The 21,745-nt window shown below is 53.0% G+C and carries 21 protein-coding genes, 1 tRNA gene and 2 pseudogenes; 18 read left to right on the plus strand and 6 right to left on the minus strand.

Annotated features, from left to right (window positions below; all coding sequences use genetic code 11):
• The first annotated feature begins 84 nt into the window (after positions 1–84).
• A tRNA-Trp gene (locus tag ACLJRU_RS20160) sits at positions 85–160 on the plus strand.
• A gap of 100 nt (positions 161–260) precedes the next feature.
• Here ACLJRU_RS20160 and hdfR read toward each other — a convergent pair.
• Complete coding sequence (gene hdfR / locus ACLJRU_RS20165; RefSeq protein WP_001541181.1) at positions 261–1,109, minus strand: HTH-type transcriptional regulator HdfR; 849 nt, start codon at positions 1,107–1,109, stop codon at positions 261–263.
• 106 nt (positions 1,110–1,215) lie between these two features.
• Between hdfR and maoP the strand changes: the two genes are divergently transcribed.
• The gene (gene maoP, locus ACLJRU_RS20170; RefSeq protein ID WP_000840996.1) at positions 1,216–1,554 is read left to right on the plus strand and encodes a macrodomain Ori organization protein MaoP; all 339 of its coding nucleotides are present in this window, start codon (positions 1,216–1,218) and stop codon (positions 1,552–1,554) included.
• A gap of 24 nt (positions 1,555–1,578) precedes the next feature.
• Here the strand turns inward: maoP and ACLJRU_RS20175 are convergent, their stop codons facing one another.
• A complete protein-coding gene (locus ACLJRU_RS20175) occupies positions 1,579–3,099 on the minus strand; it encodes a YifB family Mg chelatase-like AAA ATPase (RefSeq protein WP_000050217.1) in 1,521 nt (506 codons plus the stop codon).
• 351 nt (positions 3,100–3,450) lie between these two features.
• On the opposite strand from ACLJRU_RS20175, the gene ACLJRU_RS20180 reads away from it, so the two are divergent.
• From ACLJRU_RS20180 to ACLJRU_RS20220, 9 genes are all read left to right on the plus strand, one after another.
• Positions 3,451–3,534, plus strand: a complete 84-nt coding sequence (locus tag ACLJRU_RS20180; RefSeq protein ID WP_031606660.1) for an IlvGEDA operon leader peptide — start codon at positions 3,451–3,453, stop codon at positions 3,532–3,534.
• Between the two features lie 86 nt (positions 3,535–3,620).
• Positions 3,621–3,671 (plus strand): peptide IlvX, encoded by a 51-nt coding sequence (gene ilvX / locus ACLJRU_RS20185; protein WP_192930503.1) that lies wholly within the window; start codon positions 3,621–3,623, stop codon positions 3,669–3,671.
• 2 nt (positions 3,672–3,673) lie between these two features.
• A complete protein-coding gene (ilvG, locus tag ACLJRU_RS20190) occupies positions 3,674–5,320 on the plus strand; it encodes an acetolactate synthase 2 catalytic subunit (protein ID WP_023235405.1) in 1,647 nt (548 codons plus the stop codon).
• Positions 5,317–5,580 carry an acetolactate synthase 2 small subunit gene (ilvM, locus tag ACLJRU_RS20195; RefSeq protein ID WP_000983260.1) on the plus strand — a complete coding sequence of 88 codons (264 nt, stop codon included), beginning with the start codon at positions 5,317–5,319 and terminating at the stop codon, positions 5,578–5,580. Before ilvG ends, ilvM begins: the two co-directional genes overlap by 4 nt.
• A 17-nt stretch (positions 5,581–5,597) precedes the next feature.
• Entirely contained in the window at positions 5,598–6,527 is a 930-nt protein-coding gene (ilvE, locus tag ACLJRU_RS20200; protein ID WP_000208531.1) for a branched-chain-amino-acid transaminase, read from the plus strand.
• Between the two features lie 159 nt (positions 6,528–6,686).
• Complete coding sequence (gene ilvD / locus ACLJRU_RS20205) at positions 6,687–8,537, plus strand: dihydroxy-acid dehydratase (protein ID WP_001127444.1); 1,851 nt, start codon at positions 6,687–6,689, stop codon at positions 8,535–8,537.
• Between the two features lie 2 nt (positions 8,538–8,539).
• Positions 8,540–10,084: a threonine ammonia-lyase, biosynthetic gene (ilvA, locus tag ACLJRU_RS20210; protein WP_001524959.1), complete on the plus strand. Its 1,545-nt coding sequence runs from the start codon at positions 8,540–8,542 to the stop codon at positions 10,082–10,084.
• Between the two features lie 282 nt (positions 10,085–10,366).
• Positions 10,367–10,684, plus strand: coding sequence for a type II toxin-antitoxin system RelE/ParE family toxin (locus tag ACLJRU_RS20215; protein WP_001541182.1), 318 nt, complete (start codon positions 10,367–10,369; stop codon positions 10,682–10,684).
• Positions 10,681–11,022 carry a helix-turn-helix domain-containing protein gene (locus ACLJRU_RS20220; protein ID WP_023235407.1) on the plus strand — a complete coding sequence of 114 codons (342 nt, stop codon included), beginning with the start codon at positions 10,681–10,683 and terminating at the stop codon, positions 11,020–11,022. The genes ACLJRU_RS20215 and ACLJRU_RS20220 overlap by 4 nt, the downstream gene beginning before the upstream one ends.
• A gap of 2 nt (positions 11,023–11,024) precedes the next feature.
• Here the strand turns inward: ACLJRU_RS20220 and ilvY are convergent, their stop codons facing one another.
• Complete coding sequence (gene ilvY / locus ACLJRU_RS20225) at positions 11,025–11,912, minus strand: HTH-type transcriptional activator IlvY (protein ID WP_000365798.1); 888 nt, start codon at positions 11,910–11,912, stop codon at positions 11,025–11,027.
• 164 nt (positions 11,913–12,076) lie between these two features.
• Here ilvY and ilvC point away from each other — a divergent pair, with 164 nt between their 5' ends.
• A complete protein-coding gene (gene ilvC, locus ACLJRU_RS20230; RefSeq protein WP_000024943.1) occupies positions 12,077–13,552 on the plus strand; it encodes a ketol-acid reductoisomerase in 1,476 nt (491 codons plus the stop codon).
• Positions 13,553–13,643: 91 nt separating this feature from the next.
• Here the strand turns inward: ilvC and ppiC are convergent, their stop codons facing one another.
• A complete protein-coding gene (gene ppiC, locus ACLJRU_RS20235; protein WP_001096806.1) occupies positions 13,644–13,925 on the minus strand; it encodes a peptidylprolyl isomerase PpiC in 282 nt (93 codons plus the stop codon).
• Between the two features lie 193 nt (positions 13,926–14,118).
• Between ppiC and ACLJRU_RS20240 the strand changes: the two are divergent.
• From ACLJRU_RS20240 to rep, 3 genes and pseudogenes are all read left to right on the plus strand, one after another.
• Positions 14,119–14,274: pseudogene (locus ACLJRU_RS20240) on the plus strand (Crp/Fnr family transcriptional regulator); the annotation flags it as partial.
• Positions 14,226–14,363, plus strand: a pseudogene (locus ACLJRU_RS20245) (nicotinamide riboside transporter PnuC); the annotation flags it as partial. The pseudogenes ACLJRU_RS20240 and ACLJRU_RS20245, both read left to right, overlap by 49 nt.
• A 99-nt stretch (positions 14,364–14,462) precedes the next feature.
• Positions 14,463–16,487 (plus strand): DNA helicase Rep, encoded by a 2,025-nt coding sequence (gene rep, locus ACLJRU_RS20250; RefSeq protein WP_001238828.1) that lies wholly within the window; start codon positions 14,463–14,465, stop codon positions 16,485–16,487.
• A gap of 39 nt (positions 16,488–16,526) precedes the next feature.
• Here rep and gppA read toward each other — a convergent pair whose 3' ends face one another.
• Positions 16,527–18,008, minus strand: a complete 1,482-nt coding sequence (gene gppA / locus ACLJRU_RS20255) for a guanosine-5'-triphosphate,3'-diphosphate diphosphatase (protein WP_001089450.1) — start codon at positions 18,006–18,008, stop codon at positions 16,527–16,529.
• Positions 18,009–18,126: 118 nt separating this feature from the next.
• Positions 18,127–19,392 carry an ATP-dependent RNA helicase RhlB gene (gene rhlB / locus ACLJRU_RS20260; RefSeq protein WP_023235408.1) on the minus strand — a complete coding sequence of 422 codons (1,266 nt, stop codon included), beginning with the start codon at positions 19,390–19,392 and terminating at the stop codon, positions 18,127–18,129.
• A gap of 143 nt (positions 19,393–19,535) precedes the next feature.
• Here rhlB and trxA point away from each other — a divergent pair, with 143 nt between their 5' ends.
• From trxA to rho, 3 genes are all read left to right on the plus strand, one after another.
• Positions 19,536–19,865, plus strand: a complete 330-nt coding sequence (gene trxA, locus ACLJRU_RS20265; RefSeq protein WP_001553683.1) for a thioredoxin TrxA — start codon at positions 19,536–19,538, stop codon at positions 19,863–19,865.
• A gap of 247 nt (positions 19,866–20,112) precedes the next feature.
• The gene (locus ACLJRU_RS20270; RefSeq protein WP_134820045.1) at positions 20,113–20,196 is read left to right on the plus strand and encodes a rho operon leader peptide; all 84 of its coding nucleotides are present in this window, start codon (positions 20,113–20,115) and stop codon (positions 20,194–20,196) included.
• A gap of 87 nt (positions 20,197–20,283) precedes the next feature.
• Positions 20,284–21,543 (plus strand): transcription termination factor Rho, encoded by a 1,260-nt coding sequence (rho, locus tag ACLJRU_RS20275; RefSeq protein WP_001054532.1) that lies wholly within the window; start codon positions 20,284–20,286, stop codon positions 21,541–21,543.
• Positions 21,544–21,745 lie beyond the last annotated feature (202 nt).

The following is a 21,745-nucleotide window of genomic DNA, read 5'->3' on the forward strand; positions in this document are numbered from 1 at the left end:
GAGCGGTAGTTCAGTTGGTTAGAATACCTGCCTGTCACGCAGGGGGTCGCGGGTTCGAGTCCCGTCCGTTCCGCCACCCTAATTAGGGGCGTAGTTCAATTGGTAGAGCACCGGTCTCCAAAACCGGGTGTTGGGAGTTCGAGTCTCTCCGCCCCTGCCAGAAATAATCCTTAGCATCTGCTAAGGATTTTTTTTGCCTAAAATTACCTGATTATCTGATCAGGTAATCGTGAGTTCCCTTCCTTTTCTTTTCATCATTTTCATTGTTCATCCAGCACATCCGTTTTTAACAGATCGCAGATCAGCGAGTATTTATCGCTGTTTTGCAGCCAAATGGCGTATAGCGGCCGTGAAAGCGTTGCGCTGTCGGCAACGGTATGTAATCCGCCCTTTTCATTTGCCCAGTTTACAGGAAGCCAGCTACAGCCATTTAATGCGCTAAGCTGCTGTCGGGCGAGTTCGGCTGAGCTGGTTGTTAATACCGGCACTTCATCTGCTGCGATCAGCCCGGTTTCATGCTGTTGGAAGTCTGGGCCCCACTCCAGCCGCAGATAATTGAGTTCTGATTTCTTACGGGCAGGGCTGCTGCAATATAACGCCAAAGTGAAGTGCCCTAACAGCTGACTGCTGAACTCATCCATTTTGGGCGCTTCGGTAGTAATGAGGAGATCAAGCTGGCGTTCATGAAGTTGCTTCACAAGCGATTGCCGTTGAGCGATTCTGGCTTCGAATTGCAGGCCGCTTTGTGGCTCCTGTAGTTGGTACAGTCGCCCCAGCCAGGCGTTAAGCATACACTCCCATAAAGACGCGCTGGCGCCGATGGAAAACTCGTTATGGCGTGAGGTATGCGCCACCTCTTTACGTGCCGCCTGCCACGTATTCATCAGCGTTTCCGCATACGGTAAAAGTTTTTCGCCAGCCGTGGTTAAACGGATATTGTTTCTGTGCCGTGTAAAAAGGTTTACGCCCAGTTGATTCTCCAGTTGCCTGATACGAAAGCTCACCGCGGATTGCGTCAGGTAAAGTGCTTCTGCGGCCCGCCCGAAATGGCGTGTCCGGCTAACTTCCAGGAAAGTTTTTAACAATTCCGTATCCACTGTGCTCTCCACAAAATTATTTGTCGTTATGATTTAAATGTTTTGTTTTACACTCTGTCAAGCGTAACTAATACTCCGCGCCATAAATAGCTCAGACAAAGAATTAGGAGCGTGCAGGATGGCGGAAAGCTTTACGACGACTAATCGATATTTTGACAATAAACATTATCCACGTGGATTCTCTCGTCACGGTGATTTCACGATTAAAGAGGCACAACTGCTTGAGCGTCATGGTCATGCCTTTAATGATCTGGATCTTGGCAAGCGTGAGCCTGTGACTGAAGAAGAGAAGCTGTTTGTAGCGGTATGTCGCGGTGAACGCGAGCCGGTAACGGATGCAGAACGCGTCTGGTCCAAGTATATGACGCGTATCAAGCGTCCAAAACGCTTCCACACCTTGTCTGGCGGCAAGCCGCAAGTTGAAGGCGCAGAAGACTACACCGAAGCTGATGATTAATAAAAAGGGCGTAATGCCCTTTTTTTACGCCAACAGCTTTTGCAAATGAATTAACAACCTGTCTATCGCCCGATAGCTTACCGCCTCCTGCAAATGCTGACGCGAGATCTGGTCAGCCAGTTCTATGTCGGCAATGGTTCTGGCCACTTTTAGTAAACGCTGCCAGGCGCGAATGGATAACCCAAGATGCACCAGCGTGTCTTCAAGCCAGCGAGCGTCATCGTGATGCAAAACACAATATTTTTGGATTTCGCGACCCTCCAGACGCGCGTTTAACTTCTTCTGGCGTCGGTACTGCCGTTCATGGGCGGCGATGACCCGCTTTTTTACCGTAGCGCTGCTCTCACCCTTTGAGGCGTGTTGGCTAAGAATCCCGGGCGGTGGAAGCGGTACCTCAAGCGAAAGGTCAAAACGATCAAGAAACGGGCCTGACAACCGATTAAGGTAACGTAGTGTCTGTTCTGGCGTGCAGCGATTATGGTTTCCCTGATAATGTCCGGTCGGGCTGGGATTCATTGCGGCGATTAACTGGAACCTGGCAGGGTACGTTATTTTCGCTCTGGTACGGGATAAATGAATTTGACCGGATTCTATAGGTTCACGTAGCGCATCCAGTGTGCGTCGCTCAAATTCAGGCAATTCATCAAGGAACAAAATTCCGTTGTGCGCCAGCGATATCTCTCCCGGGGCGGGTATTGCGCCGCCGCCGACCATAGCAGTAAGCGAGGCGCTATGATGAGGTGAGCGAAAGGGACGTTGCTGCCATCGTTTTTGTACCGTATCGGCATTAACCAGACTGAGGATCGCGGCGCTTTCCAACGCCTCTTCATTGCTTAATGGTGGAAGAATCCCGCTCAGTCGACTGGCCAGCATGGTTTTACCCGTACCCGGCGGGCCGATCAATAGCAGATTATGTCCCCCTGCCGCTGTAATCTCCAGGCCGCGTTTACCCTGCTCCTGACCGATCACATCGCGAAGATCGGCAGTTGCGGTAGGCGATGCCATATCCTGAGCTAAAGGTCTTTCCAGGGCGTGTTTCCCTTCCAGAAAGGCGCAGACGGTTTGTAGATGATCGGCGATAAAACAACCTTCTTTGCTGATAAGCCCAACCTCCGCCGCGTTCTCTGTTGCGACGATAATATTTCTGCCGGCCCTGATGGCTTCCGTTGCACTTGATATTGCGCCAGGAACGCCGCGTAATGCGCCTGTAAGCGCTAACTCACCCACCAGCTCATATGCCTCAAGATTCGACGCTGTAAGCTGCTCAGACGCGGCCAGAAGCGCAACAGCAATAGGCAGGTCATACCTTCCACCCTCTTTCGGTAGATCGGCTGGAGCAAGGTTAATGGTTATTTTTTTAGCCGGAAATTCATATCCGCTATTAATAATCGCACTACGTACCCGGTCACGCGCCTCTTTTACCGTGGTTTCCGGTAGGCCAACCATGGTTAATCCCGGTAATCCATTACTGATATGCACCTCTATAGTGATAGGCGGCGCATTGACGCCAAGTGCGGCGCGAGTATGAACAATCGCCAGTGACATAATCCCTCCTGTTACGTGGATTATGCGGAATAGAAGAGAAAGTCGAATTACTGACTTTTTGTTTTTTAGCGGCTGATTCCTGAATTTTGGCGTCATTTTCAGGTAAGAAACATCAAACTGGAAGAACGCTCGCAGAAGCGAAAAGAAGGAAAACAGGGTGTAAAGCGCGCCAAAAGGGGGAGGAAAACGTGAAAATTTTTCAGTTGCTAATTTTTCTTATAAAAAACAAAGCACTTTTAGGCATTCACCTGCATTATCTGAAACGTGGTTAAAAAAATATCTTGTGCTATTGGCAAAACCTATGGTAACTCTTTAGGTATTCCTTCGAACAAGATGCAAGAATAGACAAAAATGACAGCCCTTCTACGAGTGATTAGCGTGGTGGTGATTATTATCCCACCGTGCGGGGCTGCACTTGGACGAGGAAAGGCTTAGAAATCAAGCCTTAACGAACTAAGACCCCCGCACCGAAAGGTCCGGGGGTTTTTTTTGGCCTGAAAAACTTAAGCGAGGAGCAGAGCGTGAATAACAGCATAAAATTCTGTTTCTCAAGATTTACGACGGGGATGTAACTATGAACGGGGCACAGTGGGTGGTACATGCTTTGCGAGCGCAGGGGGTGAAAACCGTATTTGGTTATCCTGGCGGCGCAATTATGCCGGTTTACGACGCGTTGTATGACGGTGGTGTGGAGCATTTGTTGTGCCGACACGAGCAGGGTGCCGCAATGGCGGCAATCGGTTATGCCCGTTCTACCGGCAAAACCGGTGTTTGTATCGCCACTTCCGGCCCTGGCGCCACTAACCTGATCACTGGCCTGGCGGATGCGTTGTTAGATTCGGTCCCCGTCGTCGCGATCACGGGTCAGGTTTCCGCCCCGTTCATCGGCACCGATGCGTTCCAGGAGGTAGATGTGTTAGGGCTGTCGTTGGCCTGTACCAAACACAGCTTCCTGGTGCAGTCGCTGGAAGAGTTGCCGCGCATCATGGCGGAGGCTTTTGAAGTCGCCAACGCTGGCCGTCCTGGCCCGGTTCTGGTGGATATCCCGAAAGATATCCAGTTGGCCAGCGGTGAGCTGGAACCCTGGTTTACTACCGTTGCTAACGAAGCGATCTTCCCGCAGGCTGATGTTGAACAGGCGCGCCAGATGCTGGAACAGGCGAAAAAACCCATGCTGTACGTCGGCGGTGGTGTTGGTATGGCGCAGGCGGTTCCGGCGCTGCGTAAATTTATCGCGGTAACGCAAATGCCAGTTACCTGCACGCTGAAAGGGCTGGGGGCTGTTGAAGCTGATTATCCGTACTATCTGGGCATGCTGGGAATGCACGGTACTAAAGCGGCTAATTTCGCGGTGCAAGAGTGTGATTTACTGATCGCAGTGGGTGCACGTTTTGATGACCGGGTGACCGGTAAGCTGAATACGTTTGCGCCGAACGCCAGCGTAATCCATATGGATATCGACCCGGCGGAAATGAACAAACTGCGTCAGGCACACGTCGCGTTGCAGGGCGATTTAAATTCGCTGTTGTCGGCATTACAGCAACCGCTGAAGATCGACGCATGGCGTCAGTCCTGTGCAGAGCTGCGCGCAGAACACGCCTGGCGCTATGACCATCCTGGCGAGACTATCTATGCGCCGTTGTTGTTGAAGCAATTGTCGGAACGCAAACCCGCAGACAGCGTGGTGACGACGGATGTGGGGCAGCATCAGATGTGGTCAGCCCAGCATATGACTTACACCCGCCCGGAGAACTTCATCACCTCCAGCGGTCTGGGGACGATGGGATTCGGCTTACCGGCGGCCGTTGGCGCGCAGGTAGCGCGACCGAATGATACCGTTATCTGTATCTCCGGTGACGGCTCCTTCATGATGAATGTTCAGGAGTTGGGCACCGTAAAACGCAAGCAGTTACCGTTGAAGATAGTCTTACTCGACAACCAGCGGTTAGGGATGGTTCGACAATGGCAGCAACTGTTTTTCCAGGAGCGATATAGCGAAACCACCCTGACCGATAACCCCGATTTCCTCATGCTGGCCAGCGCCTTCGGCATTCCAGGCCAGCACATTACTCGTAAAGACCAGGTTGAAGCGGCACTCGACACGATGTTGGCAAGCGAAGGGCCGTACCTGCTTCACGTCTCAATCGACGAACTTGAAAATGTCTGGCCGTTGGTGCCGCCTGGCGCCAGTAACTCTGAAATGCTGGAGAAATTATCATGATGCAACATCAGGTCAATGTATCGGCACGCTTTAATCCAGAAACCTTAGAACGTGTTTTACGCGTGGTGCGCCATCGTGGTTTTCAGGTGTGCTCCATGAATATGGAAGCCGCGACCGATGCGCAGAATATAAATATTGAATTGACCGTTGCCAGTCCCCGGTCGGTCGACTTACTGTTTAGTCAGTTAAGTAAACTGGTAGATGTTGCGCATGTCGCGATCTGCCAGAGCGCTGCCACATCACAACAAATCCGCGCCTGAGCGCAAAAGGAAGAAAAATGACGACGAAAAAAGCTGATTACATTTGGTTCAATGGCGAGATGGTGCGCTGGGAAGACGCGAAGGTTCACGTAATGTCCCACGCGCTGCACTACGGTACGTCGGTATTTGAAGGGATTCGGTGCTACGACTCTCACAAAGGCCCGGTAGTGTTTCGTCATCGTGAACATATGCAGCGTCTGCGCGACTCAGCAAAAATTTATCGTTTTCCGGTTTCCCAGAGTATTGATGAGCTGATGGAAGCCTGCCGCGAAGTGATCCGCAAAAACAACCTGACCAGCGCCTATATCCGTCCGTTGGTATTTGTCGGCGATGTCGGTATGGGCGTTAACCCGCCCCCGGGATACACCACTGACGTCATCATCGCCGCGTTCCCGTGGGGGGCATACCTGGGCGCCGAAGCGCTGGATCAGGGGATCGATGCGATGGTTTCTTCCTGGAATCGCGCTGCGCCGAACACCATTCCAACCGCTGCGAAAGCGGGCGGTAACTACCTCTCCTCACTGCTGGTGGGTAGCGAAGCGCGCCGCCACGGCTATCAGGAAGGCATCGCCCTGGATGTAAACGGCTATATCTCCGAAGGCGCAGGTGAAAACCTGTTTGAGGTAAAAGATGGCGTGCTGTTTACTCCGCCGTTTACCTCTTCCGCGCTGCCAGGCATTACTCGCGACGCGATCATCAAACTGGCGAAAGAGCTGGGTATTGAAGTGCGTGAGCAGGTGCTGTCCCGTGAATCGCTGTATCTGGCCGACGAAGTGTTTATGTCCGGAACCGCGGCAGAAATTACTCCGGTACGCAGCGTTGATGGTATCCAGGTAGGTGAAGGCCGTTGCGGCCCTGTTACCAAGTGTATTCAACAAGCCTTCTTTGGTCTCTTCACTGGAGAAACCGAGGATAAATGGGGCTGGTTGGATCCGGTAAATTCATAATAAATAAAATTAATATTTTCCCAAAATAATTTGCGTCACAGGAAGGCGGTAACGCAGCGAATCCCCAGGGCTTACTGTAGTAAGTGACTGGGGTGAGTGAGGCAGCCAACGCACCTGTGGCGTGAAGTATGAAGGGAAAAGATGGGGAGTAAATAAAGCATGCCTAAGTACCGTTCCGCCACCACCACCCATGGTCGTAATATGGCGGGTGCCCGCGCGCTGTGGCGCGCCACCGGAATGACCGACAGTGATTTTGGCAAACCGATTATCGCCGTGGTGAACTCATTCACTCAGTTTGTGCCGGGTCACGTTCATCTGCGCGATCTCGGTAAGCTGGTCGCCGAACAGATTGAAGCTTCCGGAGGGGTGGCGAAAGAGTTCAACACTATTGCCGTGGATGACGGGATTGCCATGGGGCACGGGGGTATGCTCTATTCACTGCCGTCGCGCGAGCTGATCGCCGACTCCGTTGAGTACATGGTGAACGCTCACTGCGCTGACGCGATGGTGTGTATCTCCAACTGCGACAAAATCACCCCAGGGATGCTCATGGCCTCGCTGCGCCTGAATATTCCGGTGATCTTTGTCTCCGGCGGACCGATGGAAGCCGGGAAAACCAAACTGTCCGATCAGATCATCAAGCTCGATCTGGTTGATGCCATGATTCAGGGAGCGGACCCGAAAGTCTCTGACGATCAAAGTAACCAGGTGGAGCGCTCCGCCTGCCCAACCTGCGGCTCCTGCTCCGGCATGTTTACCGCTAACTCCATGAACTGCCTGACCGAAGCGCTGGGTCTGTCGCAGCCGGGCAACGGTTCGCTGCTGGCGACCCATGCTGACCGGAAGCAGTTGTTCCTCAATGCCGGTAAGCGGATTGTTGAACTGACTAAACGCTATTACGAGCAAAACGACGAAAGTGCACTGCCACGAAACATTGCCAACAAGGCGGCGTTTGAGAATGCGATGACGCTGGATATCGCGATGGGCGGTTCGACCAACACCGTTCTTCACCTGCTGGCGGCGGCGCAGGAAGCGGAAATCGACTTCACCATGAGTGATATCGACAAGCTGTCCCGCAAGGTGCCGCAGCTGTGTAAAGTGGCGCCAAGTACCCAGAAATACCATATGGAAGACGTTCACCGTGCCGGCGGTGTGCTGGGTATTTTAGGCGAGCTGGATCGCGCTGGGCTGCTGAACCGCAACGTGAAAAACGTATTAGGCCTGACGTTGCCGCAAACGCTGGAACAGTACGACATCACGGTTACGCAGGACGAAGCGGTTAAAAAAATGTTCCGTGCTGGCCCTGCCGGTATCCGTACTACTCAGGCGTTCTCGCAGGATTGTCGCTGGGATTCGCTGGATGACGACCGCGCAGCGGGTTGCATCCGCTCGCTGGAATATGCCTATAGCAAAGACGGCGGTCTGGCGGTGCTGTATGGCAACTTCGCCGAAAACGGCTGCATTGTGAAAACCGCAGGCGTCGATGACAGCATCCTTAAATTCACCGGCCCGGCGAAAGTGTATGAAAGTCAGGATGAGGCGGTAGAGGCGATTCTCGGCGGCAAAGTAGTGGAAGGCGATGTAGTCGTGATCCGCTACGAAGGGCCGAAAGGCGGGCCGGGAATGCAGGAAATGCTCTATCCGACCAGTTTCCTGAAGTCGATGGGGCTGGGCAAAGCCTGCGCGCTCATCACCGATGGGCGTTTTTCCGGCGGGACTTCCGGTCTCTCTATTGGCCACGTTTCGCCGGAAGCGGCCAGCGGCGGCACTATTGCGTTGATTGAAGATGGCGACACTATTGCGATTGATATCCCGAACCGCAGCATTCAGTTGCAGTTGAGTGAGGCTGAAATCGCCGCACGCCGCGAGGCGCAGGAAGCTCGTGGCGACAAAGCCTGGACGCCGAAAAATCGTCAGCGTCAGGTTTCGTTTGCCCTGCGTGCCTACGCCAGCCTGGCGACCAGCGCCGATAAAGGCGCGGTGCGCGATAAATCGAAACTGGGAGGTTGATGATGGCGGAATCTCAACCACTGTCAGTCGCGCCGGAAGGGGCGGAGTATCTGCGCGCGGTGCTACGCGCGCCAGTATACGAAGCGGCGCAGGTGACGCCGCTGCAAAAAATGGAAAAGCTCTCGTCACGTCTGGATAACGTTATTCTCGTCAAACGCGAAGACCGGCAGCCGGTACATAGCTTTAAGCTGCGCGGCGCTTACGCGATGATGGCCGGATTGACCGAAGAACAAAAAGCCCACGGCGTGATTACCGCGTCGGCGGGCAATCATGCGCAGGGCGTGGCGTTCTCCTCCGCGCGGCTTGGCGTGAAGTCTCTGATCGTCATGCCAAAAGCTACGGCGGATATTAAAGTCGATGCGGTACGCGGTTTTGGCGGCGAAGTGCTGTTGCACGGCGCTAATTTTGATGAAGCGAAAGCGAAAGCTATTGAACTGGCGCAGCAGCAGGGTTTTACCTGGGTGCCGCCGTTTGATCACCCAATGGTGATCGCCGGGCAGGGCACGCTGGCGCTGGAACTGCTTCAGCAGGATTCGCATCTCGATCGTGTCTTTGTGCCGGTTGGCGGCGGCGGCCTGGCGGCGGGCGTAGCGGTACTGATCAAACAATTGATGCCGCAAATCAAAGTGATTGCCGTCGAAGCGGAGGATTCCGCCTGCCTGAAAGCGGCGTTGGAAGCCGGTCATCCAGTGGATCTCCCGCGTGTTGGGTTATTTGCTGAAGGCGTGGCGGTAAAACGCATCGGCGACGAAACCTTCCGCCTGTGTCAGGAATACCTTGATGATATTGTCACCGTGGATAGCGACGCTATCTGCGCGGCGATGAAAGATCTGTTTGAAGATGTGCGTGCGGTGGCGGAACCGTCCGGCGCGCTGGCGCTGGCGGGGATGAAAAAATATATCGCCCAGCACAATATTCGCGGCGAACGGCTGGCGCACGTCCTTTCCGGCGCCAACGTCAACTTCCACGGCTTGCGCTATGTGTCTGAACGCTGCGAGCTGGGGGAACAGCGCGAAGCGCTACTGGCGGTGACCATTCCGGAAGAAAAGGGGAGCTTCCTCAAATTCTGTCAGTTGCTTGGCGGGCGTATGGTCACCGAATTTAACTACCGTTTTGCCGACGCGAAAAATGCCTGTATTTTTGTCGGCGTACGCGTCAGTCAGGGGCTGGAGGAGCGAAAAGAGATTATCACCCAACTGTGCGACGGCGGTTATAGCGTAGTGGATCTCTCCGACGATGAAATGGCGAAGCTGCATGTGCGCTATATGGTCGGCGGACGCCCCTCCAAGCCATTACAGGAGCGTTTGTATAGTTTCGAATTTCCGGAGTCGCCCGGCGCGTTGCTCAAATTCCTGCATACGCTTGGCACGCACTGGAATATTTCGCTATTCCATTACCGCAGCCACGGTACCGATTATGGCCGCGTGCTGGCGGCGTTCGAGTTAGGCGATCATGAGCCGGATTTCGAAACCCGGCTGCATGAGCTGGGCTATGAATGCCATGATGAGAGCAATAACCCGGCGTTTCGGTTCTTTCTGGCGGGTTAATTCAGCGTCTAGTTTTTCAGGCCCACAAAGTAAAGTGGGCCTGATATCCAGATATGATCTTCCCTCAGTTATTGGGCTTTTCTGCCAGCCCGGAGCATCCACTCATTTAATTTTGCGAGACGTTTTCCAGAAGGCGCCCAATCTGCTTGTGGTGAAACTCGGCTCACCATATCGTTAGCACCGCCATCACTTGCACCTGTTAAAAACAATGTATAAAATTTTATACACAAGGATGTTATGTTACTCACCCGAGCTCTCTCCAATGAAAAAGAAATTCGATGGGTGGGATCTTCTCTGGAGGATCTCCTGGCTTTTCCCATAACGGTACGCAAAGCAGTCGGTTATCAGCTTCACAAAATTCAGTATGGAATTGAACCCGATGACTGGAAACCGTTTTCAGAAATTGGGGCTGGGGTAAATGAAATTCGGATTCGTGACAACAATGGTATCTATCGCGTTATGTATGTCGCTAAGTTTGAAGAAGCACTCTACGTTTTGCATAGTTTCCAAAAACAGATGCAACAAACCAGTCAGCACGATAAAAACATCGCCAGAGCGCGTTATAACCGGCTGGTGCAACAACGGAGAAACAGCTTGTGATTGCCAAAACTGATAGTGATATTCGCCATGTGACGCCATCTGGCGGTAATGTTTTTGCTGATTTGGGGTTTCATAAGCAGGACGCAGAAAAGTTTTACGCTGATTCCCTGAGTGAAATCGAAAACACGTTAGCCATTAAACAACAGCTCATGGAAGATATTACCCTCTGGATTACGCGAAACCAGATGAAGCAAGCCGAGGTTGCTACAGTTTTGCATATATCCCGACCGCGCGTTTCGGATATCGTCAACAAGAAATGCAGCAAATTCACCATTGATGCTCTGGTGAATATGCTTAGCCGTATTGGGAAGCCTGTTCGGGTAACGGTAGGGCCGTAAAACTAATTCGGTAAAATTTTCCAGAACGCATCAATTAGCGGCTCATGCAGCCGCTTTTTTTGCGCGCAGACGCCAAGCTCAAACGGCGTTTTTTCATCACTACGTTCTAAAATCATTACCCGGTTGCGCACCGGTTCCGGGCTGTTTTCCAGCACCACTTCCGGCAGCAGCGCCACGCCGCAGCCCAGCGCCACCATTGAGACCATCGCTTCGTGACCGCCGACGGTGGCGTAAATCTGCGGATTGCTGATTTTATGGCGGCGAAACCACAGCTCAATACGGCGGCGTACCGGCCCCTGATCGGCCATGATAAACGGCACCGTCGACCAGTCGGGCTTATCAACCGAAACCTGATTGCGCACCGGGCAGGGCAGCGCCGGGGCGATCAGCACCACCGCCAGATTTTCCAGCATCGAAAACGCCACTGCGCCCGGTAGCGTTTCTGGTTTGCCGGCGATTGCCAGGTCCGCTTCTCCCGTTACCACCTTTTCCATCGCATCGGCGGCGTCTCCGGTCGTCAATTTGATTTCAACAGAAGGGTGTTCGGCGCGAAAACGGTCTAGGATCGGCGGCAGATGACTGTATGCCGCGGTCACTGAACAGAAGATATGGAGTTCGCCGGAAAGGGACGGCCCCTGCTGATCGAGGGTATGGCGCAACTGCTGATATTGCAAAAGCGTCTGTTGGGCAAACACTCGCAGCTCTTCACCCGCTTCGGTCAGCGTGACCGTGCGGTTATCGCGCACAAACAGCGGCTGGCCGAGATCTTCTTCCAGCCGCTGAATCTGCCGGGAAAGCGTGGAGGGGCTGACGTGCATCGCTCGCGCGCTGCGGCCAAAGTGGCGGCTTTCCGCCAGATGCAGGAAGGTTTTTAGATCGCGTAAATCCACAGACAGACCTCCGGTTTTTGACGTTGCATAAACCGCAACATAACGTTGTGAATATATCAATTTCCGCAATAAATTTCCTGTTGTAATGTGGGTTCATTCGCACAGATAGCAATCTGTAAACCGAACAATAAGCGCGACAACACAACATCACGGAGTACACCATCATGGCTAACTACTTTAATACACTGAATCTGCGCCAGCAGCTGGCACAGCTGGGTAAATGCCGCTTTATGGGCCGCGACGAATTCGCCGACGGCGCGAGCTACCTTCAGGGTAAAAAAGTGGTCATCGTCGGCTGTGGCGCTCAGGGTCTGAACCAGGGCCTGAACATGCGTGACTCCGGTCTGGATATTTCCTACGCCCTGCGTAAAGAAGCCATTGCTGAGAAGCGTGCTTCCTGGCGTAAAGCGACCGAGAACGGCTTCAAAGTAGGCACCTACGAAGAGCTGATCCCGCAGGCTGACCTGGTAGTTAACCTGACGCCGGACAAACAGCACTCCGACGTGGTGCGCTCCGTACAGCCGCTGATGAAAGACGGCGCGGCGCTGGGCTACTCCCACGGCTTCAATATCGTGGAAGTGGGCGAGCAGATCCGTAAAGACATCACCGTGGTGATGGTGGCGCCGAAGTGTCCGGGCACCGAAGTGCGCGAAGAGTACAAACGTGGTTTCGGCGTGCCGACGCTGATCGCGGTACACCCGGAAAACGACCCGAAAGGCGAAGGTATGGCGATTGCTAAAGCCTGGGCGGCGGCCACCGGTGGTCACCGTGCGGGCGTACTGGAATCTTCTTTCGTGGCAGAAGTGAAATCTGACCTGATGGGCGAGCAGACCATCCTGTGCGGTATGCTGCAGGCCGGTTCTCTGCTGTGCTTCGACAAGCTGGTGGCAGAAGGCACCGACCCGGCATACGCCGAAAAACTGATTCAGTTTGGCTGGGAAACCATCACCGAAGCGCTGAAGCAGGGCGGCATCACCCTGATGATGGACCGTCTGTCTAACCCGGCGAAACTGCGTGCTTACGCGCTGTCCGAACAGCTGAAAGAGATCATGGCGCCGTTGTTCCAGAAACACATGGATGACATCATCTCCGGCGAATTCTCTTCCGGCATGATGGCTGACTGGGCCAACGACGATAAGAAACTGCTGACCTGGCGTGAAGAGACCGGTAAAACCGCGTTCGAAACCGCGCCGCAGTTTGAGGGTAAAATCGGCGAGCAGGAGTACTTCGATAAAGGCGTGCTGATGATTGCGATGGTGAAAGCGGGCGTTGAGCTGGCGTTCGAAACCATGGTCGATTCCGGCATCATCGAAGAATCCGCTTACTACGAATCACTGCACGAACTGCCGCTGATCGCCAACACCATCGCCCGTAAGCGTCTGTACGAAATGAACGTGGTTATTTCCGATACCGCAGAATACGGTAACTACCTGTTCTCTTACGCTTGCGTACCGCTGCTGAAACCGTTTATGGCGGAATTGCAACCGGGCGATCTGGGTAGTGCTATCCCGGAAGGCGCGGTAGACAACGCACAGCTTCGCGACGTGAACGACGCGATTCGTAGTCATGCGATTGAGCAGGTAGGTAAGAAACTGCGCGGCTATATGACGGATATGAAGCGTATTGCGGTAGCGGGTTGATATACCTTGTCGGGGGGCGCTAGCGCTTACCCGACCTACAAAATCAAGCAGACGATGTAGGCCGGGTAAGGCGTAGCCGCCAACCGGCTTTTTATTTGCGATACAATACCTTAATGATGTGATAACCGAACTGGGTGTGCAATGGGCCGGTTGGCTCCAGTACCGGGCAGGAAAAGACTACTTTATCGAATGCCGGAACCATCTGGCCCTGACGAAATTCGCCTAAATGACCGCCTTTTTTACCGGATGGGCAGATAGAATGCTTCTTCGCCAGCTTCTCAAAATCGCCGCCGTTTTTAATTTGCTCCAGAAGATCTAAAGCCAGTTTCTCTTCTTTTACAAGAATATGCAGTGCTGCTGCCATTTTTGCCATTATTGTGTTCTCACGTCGCAAAGATTGGCCGTCACTTTATCACTCCTTAGGCCGTCAGACATATACTCTTCGCCATTACAGGACAGATGTCCCGCCTGATTTAATGAACCGGGAGATAAGCAGCATTTTTAGCGGGCGTATTTCGGATGTGCGGGACGGCGGTCCTGTCCTTTCTGACAAGGGGCGAGATACCATGAACATAATGAAAAACGCAGAATTTCCAGACGACTGGCTTTTAGGGCTACGCCAGGTCGTACGCGACCCAGTGCTCTATGAATTACTCAAATACTGCCCGTTGGAAATCATGCAGTACAGGGCGTTTATGCGATGTCGCTTGAGTATGTTCTGCTGACGGCGATCGCGCTAATGGGTTCTTTCAGTTGGATCAAGAGCGCACAGCGTAATGGCTATATGCCGCTTGCCGCCAGAGCCTGCTGATTGACCTTTTCCAGGCTGCCTGAAAAAGCAGCCTGGTCTTCTCTGGGCCTCGCTTTCTGCTACAATCCATCCCCCGTTCGAAGATTGAGCACTATTCCCATGCGTTTAAATCCCGGCCAACAACACGCTGTCGAATTCGTCACCGGACCCTGCCTGGTGCTGGCAGGAGCGGGTTCTGGTAAAACTCGCGTAATTACCAATAAAATCGCCCACCTGATCCGCGGATGCGGCTATCAGGCCCGGCATATTGCGGCGGTGACGTTTACCAACAAGGCAGCGCGTGAGATGAAAGAACGGGTTGGGCAGACGCTCGGCCGTAAGGAAGCGCGCGGTTTGATGATCTCCACCTTTCATACGCTAGGGCTGGATATTATTAAGCGCGAGTACGCTGCGCTGGGGATGAAATCGAACTTTTCATTGTTTGACGATAGCGACCAGGTCGCCTTGCTCAAAGAGCTGACTGAAGGCCTGATCGAAGACGACAAGGTTCTGTTGCAACAGCTGATCTCCACGATCTCCAACTGGAAAAACGATCTCAAAACGCCTGCACAGGCAGCGGCGGGGGCGAAAGGTGAACGCGATCGTATTTTTGCCCACTGCTACGGGCTTTACGACGCCCATATGAAGGCATGCAACGTTCTCGATTTTGATGATTTGATTTTGCTGCCGACGCTGCTGCTGCAACGCAATGACGAGGTGCGCGAGCGCTGGCAGAATAAAATTCGTTATCTGCTGGTGGATGAATATCAGGATACTAACACCAGCCAGTATGAGTTGGTTAAGCTGCTGGTCGGGCAACGCGCGCGCTTTACGGTCGTAGGCGATGACGATCAGTCTATCTACTCCTGGCGCGGGGCGCGTCCGCAAAACCTGGTGTTACTGAGCCAGGATTTTCCGGCGCTGCAGGTGATTAAGCTGGAGCAAAACTATCGTTCTTCGGGCCGCATCCTGAAAGCGGCGAATATTCTCATCGCCAACAATCCGCACGTCTTTGAAAAGCGCCTCTTTTCCGAGCTCGGTTACGGCGCGGAACTCAAAGTGTTAAGCGCAAACAATGAAGAGCATGAAGCTGAGCGCGTTACCGGCGAACTGATTGCCCATCACTTTGTGAACAAGACCCAGTACAAGGATTACGCCATTCTGTATCGCGGGAATCATCAGTCGCGGGTATTTGAAAAATTCCTCATGCAGAACCGTATTCCGTACAAAATTTCCGGCGGCACCTCATTTTTCTCCCGTCCGGAGATTAAAGACCTGCTGGCCTACCTGCGGGTGTTGACCAACCCGGATGATGACAGCGCTTTCCTGCGCATCGTGAATACGCCAAAACGCGAAATCGGTCCGGCCACGCTGCAAAAGCTGGGTGAATGGGCAATGACGCGTAATAAAAGCTTGTTTACCGCCAGCTTTGATATGGGACTTAGCCAAAAGCTGACCGGACGTGGTTACGATTCATTGACGCGTTTTACCCACTGGCTGGGGGAAATCCAGCGTCTGGCCGAACGCGAGCCTGTCGCCGCCGTGCGCGATCTCATCCACGGTATTGACTATGAATCCTGGTTGTACGAAACCTCGCCGAGCCCCAAAGCGGCGGAAATGCGTATGAAAAACGTTAACCAGCTCTTTAGCTGGATGACTGAGATGCTGGAAGGCAACGAACTCGATGAGCCGATGACGCTGACCCAGGTGGTTACACGCTTTACGCTGCGCGATATGATGGAGCGTGGCGAGAGCGAAGAAGAGCTGGATCAGGTACAGTTGATGACGCTTCATGCATCGAAAGGACTGGAATTCCCGTATGTCTATATGGTGGGAATGGAAGAAGGATTTTTGCCGCATCAAAGCAGCATTGACGAAGATAATATTGAGGAAGAGCGTCGGCTGGCCTATGTTGGGATCACTCGCGCGCAGAAAGAGCTCACCTTTACATTATGTAAAGAGCGCCGTCAGTATGGGGAACTGGTGCGCCCGGAACCCAGCCGCTTCCTGTTAGAACTCCCGCAGGATGATTTAATCTGGGAGCAGGAGCGCAAAGTGGTAAGCGCTGAGGAGCGAATGCAAAAAGGGCAAAGTCACCTGGCTAATCTGAAAGCCATGATGGCGGCAAAGCGAGCGAAATCGTAGGCCGGATAAGCGAAGCGCCATCCGGCAATCAGACGATGGTTAGCGAACGTCCAGCGGCCAGTGTACATAGCTTTGCCACTGGCTTTCCTGATCAATCAACTCTTTACCCAGCGGGTGATGCGCCAGCCAGTCGCCAGGCAAGGTTAACGTCAGATTTTCATTTAGCGCCCGTAGCGTAATTTCTGGTACCAGATCGTCACGACGGCGACCAGCAAAAAGAATCGCCAGGCGCAGCAAACGGCATAGCTGTTCCGCAACACGGGGCGGTACCGCGTTTTGCTGATGAAGCGAAGAGAGATCGACCGGATTGGTCTGATTCAGTAAGAGGGTGGCGAGCAATTTTTTCTGCGCGGGCGTATAGCCAGGCAGATCCAAATGGCGTACTAAATAGGCGGCATGATAGGGCGCCTGTTTAAAATCAACGCTCAGACCGATCTCATGCAATTGGCAAGCGCTCAGCAACAGTTCACGACTAATAGGCTCAATATGCCAGGCATTTTCTACCTGTTTGAGGAAGTTATCTGCCAGCTTCGCCACGCGATTTGCCTGATCGGTATCGACGATAAACCGACGCTGAATGTTTCGCAGCGTGCGGCTGCGGATATCCTGATCTACCGCCAGATGCAACATCCCATACACCAGCCCTTCGCGTAACGCGCCGCCTGCCAGCGTCATGCTCTGGATGTTCAGCTCGGTAAATATCGCGATCAGAATAGCCAGCCCGCTTGGGAAAACCAGCGCGCGCTCCAGCGTCAGGCCTTCGATTTCCAGCTCTTCCAGACGCCCGCACTGTATCGCGCGTTGTTTTAGCTGCTGCAGTTTGGCGAGCGTAATGCGCTCGTCCATCCCCTGCGCCATCATGATTTCCTGCAATGCCTGTACGGTGCCGGAGGCACCCACGCAGACCTTCCAGCCATGAAAACGCAGTTCATCGGCGACCGGACGCAGTACATCGCGCGCGGCCTTCTCCGCATCATCAAAGTTTTCTTGCGCCAGATTACGATCGCTAAAATAGCGTTCAAGCCACGTTACGCAGCCCATCGACAGGCTAAATAGCGACGTGGTTTGCGCGCCAGTGCCGGTAACCAGTTCAGTGCTGGCGCCGCCGATATCCACCACCAGTCGCTGATCTGCGCCGCCGGTGGTATGAGCGACCCCCTGATAAATCAGCCGCGCCTCTTCTTCGCCGCTGATAACCTGCACCGGACAACCAAGGATAGTCTGCGCTTTCGCGATAAATTCACCCGCATTGACGGCGAGACGCAATGTTGCGGTGGCAACCACGCGGATTTGCGGCTGCGGAATATCCTGCAAACGTTCAGCAAACAGGCGCAGACATTGCCAGCCGCGTTCCATCGCTTCGGCTGAAAGGTGGTTGTCGTTGTTCAGACCCGCGGCCAGACGCACCTTGCGTTTTATTCGGGTCAGCGTCTGGATGCTTCCCGCCGCCTCGCGCACGACCAGCATATGAAAACTATTGGAACCGAGATCAATGGCGGCATACAACGAGGTGGAATTCATACACTTCATCCTTCAACCTGTATCCGTGTTGGCTGCGTACTCTTCCTAAGCTCATCGGGATTTGTTTTCTTGCCGCCTTGATACAGGCTAAATGATTTTGTGTATGGCATAACTTTTCTTAACCTGAACGACGACGATTACGCGGAGCGCCAGCGCGGCGCGGACCATTGCCAGGACGCGAACGCGTCAGGCGCAACGGCTTGGGCAGATCGTTCATGAGCGCTTCCGGATTGTATTTGCTGACCGGAATCGAGTGGCCGATATAGCTCTCAATGGCGGGCAGATTCAGCGCATACTCTTCGCAAGCCAGGCTGATGGAATGCCCGCTGGCGCCAGCGCGACCGGTACGACCGATACGGTGAACATAGTCTTCACAATCGTCTGGCAGATCGTAGTTAAAGACGTGCGTTACGGCGGGGATATGCAACCCGCGCGCCGCGACATCGGTCGCCACAAGAATATCCAGATCGCCGCGGGTGAACTCATCCAGAATCCGCAGGCGCTTTTTCTGCGCGACGTCGCCGGTCAGCAGACCAACACGATGGCCATCTGCCGCCAGGTGTCCCCAGATATCTTCGCAACGATGCTTGGTGTTGGCGAAAATAATGGCGCGATCCGGCCACTCTTCTTCGATCAGCGTTTGCAGTAAACGCATTTTCTCTTCATTAGAGGGATAGAAAAGCTCTTCTTTAATGCGGTGGCCGGTCTTTTGCTCCGGTTCCACTTCAACATATTCGGCGTTGTTCATCTGTTCAAACGCCAGCTCGCGAACCCGATAAGACAGGGTGGCGGAGAACAACATGTTCAGACGCTGCGCAGCCGGCGGCATACGACGGAACAGCCAGCGGATATCTTTAATAAAGCCCAAATCGTACATGCGATCGGCTTCATCGAGTACGACGACCTGAATGGTGCCGAGGTTAATGTGATTTTGTTTGGCGTAGTCGATCAGTCGGCCCGTTGTACCAATAAGAATATCAACGCCGCTTTCCAGCACTTTAAGCTGCTTGTCGTAACCATCGCCGCCGTAAGCCAGGCCTAATTTTAAGCCTGTCGCTTGCGCCAACGGCTCCGCGTCTGCGTGAATTTGTACGGCTAATTCACGCGTCGGCGCCATGATCAGCGCGCGCGGCTGGTTCACCTTGCGATCGTCGATCGCGGGATGAGAAAGTAAATAATGAAACGTTGACGTCAGAAACGCCATCGTTTTCCCGGTACCGGTTTGCGCCTGCCCTGCAACGTCACGACCCGCCAGCGTTAGCGGAAGGGCCAGTGCCTGAATGGGCGTACAATTATAAAACCCTTTTTTTTCAAGGGCTTCAACCACCTGTGGGTGCAGGGCGAAGTCGGAAAACTTCTGTTCTGTTAAATGTGTTTTGCTCATAGTGTGGTAGAATATCAGCTTACTATTGCTTTACGAAAGCGTATCCGGTGAAATAAAGTCAACCTTTGTTGGCGAAGTTAACATCAGCACCTCGTTGGTTAATGCTACACCAACACGCCAGGCTTATTCCTGTGGAGTTATATATGAGCGATAAAATTATTCACCTGACTGACGACAGTTTTGGCACGGATGTACTCAAAGCGGACGGGGCTATCCTCGTTGATTTCTGGGCAGAGTGGTGCGGGCCGTGTAAAATGATCGCTCCGATTCTGGATGAAATCGCTGACGAATATCAGGGCAAATTGACCGTTGCCAAACTGAACATTGACCAGAACCCAGGTACTGCGCCTAAATATGGCATCCGCGGTATTCCGACTCTGCTGCTGTTTAAAAACGGCGAAGTGGCGGCAACCAAAGTAGGCGCACTGTCTAAAGGTCAGTTGAAAGAGTTTCTCGACGCCAATCTGGCGTAATACCTTTTATACGTCGAATGACAAAGGCGCTGTATAGTCAGGCGTCTGTCATTCGACGAATGATTAAGGTATCAGGCAGTTTCGTGGCGTCTGTTGTCCTTACGTTATTCTTAAATTGTCAGGATCTCTGGACGCCCGGTCTGAGTCGTGCTAAGTTAGTATTGACTTCGAATTAAACATACCTTATTAAGTTTGAATCTGGTTTTATCCGTCACTTCCCGTTTTTTCTCGCACGAGAAGTGGAAAGATTCCTGGCTCTTCGCTCATTCCGTCTTGTCGTTTCAGTTCTGCGTACTTTCCTGTGACCAGACAGCGAACAGACATGAGTTGATAGCCGTAAACAGGCATGGATGACCCTGCCATACCATTCACAACATTAAGTTCGAGATTTACCCCAAGTTTAAGAACTCACACCATTATGAATCTTACCGAATTAAAGAATACGCCGGTTTCTGAGCTGATCACTCTCGGCGAAAGTATGGGGCTGGAAAACCTGGCCCGTATGCGCAAGCAGGACATTATTTTTGCCATCCTGAAGCAGCACGCAAAGAGTGGCGAAGATATCTTTGGCGACGGTGTGCTGGAGATATTGCAGGATGGATTTGGTTTCCTCCGTTCTGCAGACAGCTCCTACCTCGCCGGTCCTGATGATATCTACGTTTCCCCCAGCCAAATCCGCCGTTTCAACCTCCGCACTGGTGATACCATTTCTGGTAAGATTCGCCCGCCGAAAGAAGGTGAACGCTATTTTGCGCTGTTGAAAGTTAACGAAGTTAACTACGACAAACCGGAAAACGCCCGTAACAAAATCCTCTTTGAGAACTTAACCCCGCTGCACGCAAACTCTCGCCTGCGTATGGAGCGTGGTAACGGTTCTACCGAAGACTTAACGGCGCGCGTTCTGGATCTGGCTTCGCCGATCGGTCGCGGCCAGCGCGGTCTGATTGTCGCGCCGCCGAAGGCGGGTAAAACCATGCTGCTGCAGAACATCGCGCAGAGCATCGCGTATAACCACCCAGACTGCGTGCTGATGGTGCTGCTGATTGACGAACGTCCGGAAGAAGTGACCGAGATGCAGCGTCTGGTGAAAGGCGAAGTGGTTGCGTCTACCTTTGACGAACCGGCATCCCGCCACGTTCAGGTTGCCGAAATGGTTATCGAGAAGGCGAAACGTCTGGTTGAACACAAGAAAGACGTTATCATCCTGCTCGACTCCATCACCCGTCTGGCGCGTGCCTACAACACCGTGGTGCCGGCTTCCGGTAAAGTACTGACCGGTGGTGTGGACGCTAACGCCCTGCATCGTCCGAAGCGTTTCTTCGGCGCGGCGCGTAACGTGGAAGAGGGCGGTAGCCTGACTATCATCGCGACGGCGCTAATCGATACCGGTTCCAAGATGGACGAAGTTATCTACGAAGAGTTTAAAGGCACCGGTAACATGGAGCTGCATCTCTCGCGTAAGATCGCTGAAAAACGTGTCTTCCCGGCTATCGACTACAACCGTTCCGGTACCCGTAAAGAAGAGCTGCTCACCACTCAGGAAGAGCTGCAGAAAATGTGGATCCTGCGTAAAATCATCCATCCGATGGGTGAAATTGACGCGATGGAATTCCTCATTAACAAACTGGCGATGACCAAAACTAATGACGACTTTTTCGAGATGATGAAGCGCTCATAACCTGGTCTTTACCTGAAAACGCCACGTTTTTACGTGGCGTTTTTGTTTTATATCTGTAATCTTAACGACACATTTACAAAACGATGATAAACCGGGTCCGGGCTTCGCCATCCATTCGTTATCGGTATCGTGTGGTTGATATTTAAACAATTCTGCCTGATTCAGAGCAGGGTTTCCCTTCTGAATAAAGGTCTTCATGGTT

The organism is Salmonella sp. SAL00653 (assembly GCF_046552515.1).
Classification (GTDB): domain Bacteria; phylum Pseudomonadota; class Gammaproteobacteria; order Enterobacterales; family Enterobacteriaceae; genus Salmonella; species Salmonella enterica.

Excerpts from the sequence above, each read along its gene's own strand:
- maoP (WP_000840996.1), top strand. The coding sequence starts at position 1,216 with ATGGCGGAAAGCTTTACGACGACTAATCGATATTTTGACAATAAACAT.
- ACLJRU_RS20175 (WP_000050217.1), bottom strand. The coding sequence starts at position 3,099 with ATGTCACTGGCGATTGTTCATACTCGCGCCGCACTTGGCGTCAATGCG.
- ACLJRU_RS20180 (WP_031606660.1), top strand. The coding sequence starts at position 3,451 with ATGACAGCCCTTCTACGAGTGATTAGCGTGGTGGTGATTATTATCCCA.
- ilvG (WP_023235405.1), top strand. The coding sequence starts at position 3,674 with ATGAACGGGGCACAGTGGGTGGTACATGCTTTGCGAGCGCAGGGGGTG.
- ilvM (WP_000983260.1), top strand. The coding sequence starts at position 5,317 with ATGATGCAACATCAGGTCAATGTATCGGCACGCTTTAATCCAGAAACC.
- ilvE (WP_000208531.1), top strand. The coding sequence starts at position 5,598 with ATGACGACGAAAAAAGCTGATTACATTTGGTTCAATGGCGAGATGGTG.
- ilvD (WP_001127444.1), top strand. The coding sequence starts at position 6,687 with ATGCCTAAGTACCGTTCCGCCACCACCACCCATGGTCGTAATATGGCG.
- ilvA (WP_001524959.1), top strand. The coding sequence starts at position 8,540 with ATGGCGGAATCTCAACCACTGTCAGTCGCGCCGGAAGGGGCGGAGTAT.
- ilvC (WP_000024943.1), top strand. The coding sequence starts at position 12,077 with ATGGCTAACTACTTTAATACACTGAATCTGCGCCAGCAGCTGGCACAG.
- ppiC (WP_001096806.1), bottom strand. The coding sequence starts at position 13,925 with ATGGCAAAAATGGCAGCAGCACTGCATATTCTTGTAAAAGAAGAGAAA.
- rep (WP_001238828.1), top strand. The coding sequence starts at position 14,463 with ATGCGTTTAAATCCCGGCCAACAACACGCTGTCGAATTCGTCACCGGA.
- gppA (WP_001089450.1), bottom strand. The coding sequence starts at position 18,008 with ATGAATTCCACCTCGTTGTATGCCGCCATTGATCTCGGTTCCAATAGT.
- rhlB (WP_023235408.1), bottom strand. The coding sequence starts at position 19,392 with ATGAGCAAAACACATTTAACAGAACAGAAGTTTTCCGACTTCGCCCTG.
- trxA (WP_001553683.1), top strand. The coding sequence starts at position 19,536 with ATGAGCGATAAAATTATTCACCTGACTGACGACAGTTTTGGCACGGAT.
- rho (WP_001054532.1), top strand. The coding sequence starts at position 20,284 with ATGAATCTTACCGAATTAAAGAATACGCCGGTTTCTGAGCTGATCACT.